This window comes from Peptostreptococcus sp. (genome assembly GCF_977045075.1).
Genome location: NZ_CDRRTB010000134.1, coordinates 1 through 2729, shown reverse-complemented (window position 1 = coordinate 2729; position 2729 = coordinate 1). Strand labels below are relative to the sequence as shown.

3 protein-coding genes are annotated in these 2729 nt (G+C 37.6%); all 3 read left to right on the top strand.

What is annotated here, in order from left to right; all coding sequences use genetic code 11:
* On the top strand, positions 1–863 hold an 863-nt coding region (locus tag ACW6OJ_RS07935), incomplete at its 5' end, for a permease (RefSeq protein WP_456096262.1).
* Entirely contained in the window at positions 856–1611 is a 756-nt protein-coding gene (locus tag ACW6OJ_RS07930) for a TIGR03943 family putative permease subunit (protein ID WP_314495140.1), read from the top strand. The genes ACW6OJ_RS07935 and ACW6OJ_RS07930, both read left to right, overlap by 8 nt.
* 142 nt (positions 1612–1753) lie before the next feature.
* Positions 1754–2729: C1 family peptidase (locus ACW6OJ_RS07925; protein ID WP_456096261.1), on the top strand; the 976-nt coding region annotated here is incomplete at its 3' end.

Genomic DNA, 2729 nt, shown 5'->3' with positions numbered 1-2729 from the left:
TACCATTTTTGCTTATAGGGGCTATTTTATCTAGCTTGATACAGGTATTTGTATCAAGGAATAGGTTTAATAGGATTTTTGAAAAGACCACAATTAAGTCCCTAATAGGGGCCCTATTTGCTGGTATATTTTTCCCAGTTTGTGACTGTGCAATGGTACCAGTTGCTAGCTCTATTGTAAAGAAGGGCTACTCTTACCCGGTTGCTATAACCTTTTTGCTGGCATCACCGGCTATTAACCCTATAGTTATCTTATCAACATATTATGCATTTCCAAATATGCCCAAGATTATATTCTATAGGATAGGTTTTGGACTCTTGTTTGCCCTTGTGGTTGGCCTAGTTTTGATGGTCATTGAGAGGCGAAAGAAGATTGGCATAGTAAAGGATGAAATAGACAAGTATTCGATTGGAGATACTTACCTATACAAGATGAGGTCTAAGGGAAGGATGAGGTATTTAGAAGCTATAGTGGTCCATACCAGAAAAGAGCTATTTAGGGTAGGTTTTTATCTTATAATTGGCGCCTTTATATCTGCTGTTTTGCAGGTTGTTATTTCCAAGGACATCTTTATAAGTATGAATAAGGTAAATGCTGTAGCTGTAATAGCTATGATAATTGCAGCCTTCTTTATTTCAGTATGCTCGACATCAAATGCCTTTATAGCTAGGACCTTCTACAATGTAATGCCAGCCAATGCTATATTGGCCTTTATAGTTATGGGTCCTATGCTTGATATAACGAATCTATCAGTTATGCTTGGAACCTTTAAGAGGAGGTTTATGGCCTACTTGATAATGGGACTAGTATACATGGCCTTCGTGGTATTCGCTTTATTGGGAGGGGGTTTTAAGCTTGTTTAACAAATTAAATTTCCAAGTTTTGATAGAAGGCTTAATAGAGCTTTTTATAGCCCTTATACTTGCCATTAACCTATACACAGGTAATATCAACAAGCTTATTCATCCAAAGTTTAATATATTACTATGGTTCAGCGTCCTGGTCCTAATCCTTATGGTGGCCGTATCTGCCATGTCCCTGTTTAGGCCTAGACATATGAATGTATTGGGAAGGTACTTTGTAATATTTGTACCTATAGTTATGATTTTCTATATTAATACAGATGCCCTAGCTAGGGTAGAAAATACTAGCTCATCTAGCCAGTTATCATCAGATATACCAGCTCCTAGTCAAAATATCAGTCCAATAAAGGAAACTGTCTACAAGAGGGAGGCTGGCAAGGCCTATATAGACATAAATGATGACACCTATCTTAAGTGGTACTATGATTGTACCTTTAGTTGGGATAAGTACAAGGATGATAAATTCAAATTCCTGGCCAGAGTATTTAAGGACCCAAGTCAAAAGGACCAATTCGTTGTCCTTGGTAGGATGGGGATGATATGCTGTGTTGCTGATATGCAGCCATGTGGATTTATATATAATGGCAAGGGCTTTGAAAATTTAAAGGATGGCCAGTGGTACTATGTGACCGCCAATATAGTAGAAAACAAGAAATATACCTACAACTATGAACAGCTAGCCCAGATTATAAATGTATCTCTAGAAGAGGCTAGAAAGCCTACAGATGAGCATGTTTATATACGTTAAGATGTGAAAAATACAAGGCCCAGGCCGGCTTGTTTAGTTGAAGAAATTCCTATTTAGTGGTATGATGTAAATGGAGAGCTTTACATATTTTTGTATATAATTTGCAAATAATAGGAATTTAATTATAGAAAAGGAGAAATGGATGACTTTTAATAGAGATAGAAAAAACTTTAAGAAAATAATAATACTATCGGTATTTTCATTGATAATGTCTAGTGGATCCTTCTTCCAAATTAGTGCTGATGAGGTTGACTCACCTAGTGTAGAATACATTAATGCCAGCCAGTATACCAGTACAGATTCGGTTGATGGGGTCTCTAATGGAAATGATAAAGATGTGGAAAATATAAGTATAAAACCACTTGAATTTACACCTACAAGAATAAGGTCCTATTCAAAGAAGGAAGGAGTAAATGATAGTAAGTTTGACCCAAGAGAAAAGGGATATATGACAGGTGTTAGAGACCAGGAAAGTCTAGGTATATGCTGGACATTTGCTGGTAATGCTACCCTTGAAAGCTTCTTAAAACTAAAGGGTTATGGCGACTTTGACCTATCAGAGGAGCATATGAGATGGTGGGCCAAGGACAATGTCTACGGCTGGAATATAGGAGATACTCAGGGATCTACTAATGAAACCTCAATAGGCTACTTCACATCTTGGTTGGGACCTAAGCTAGAAAAAGACCTTCCATACAATGGTAGGGTTACTAGAGAAAATGGGGCAAAGAAGCCTGCAAACTACGATTCAGCAAGTAGGTTGCCATATAATGTAACAGGTGTAATAAATGTAGCTGCAGACAAGACATCTGTAAAAAATGCCGTACTAAAGTACGGGGCAGTAATGTCAGGCTACTATGATGATAAAAAATACCTAAGCACTGACTCAAACTCATACTACCTAAATGAAAAATTGGGCCAGAACCACGCCATTACAATAGTTGGTTGGGATGATAACTACTCTATTGACAAGTTCAATGGGGCGGCCAAGCCAACATCTAAGGGGGCATGGCTGGTAAAAAACAGCTGGGGTGACTACAATTCAGAGCATGGCTATATGTGGATATCATATGAGGACAAGAACATACTTTCATATACAGACAACTATTCTATAACAG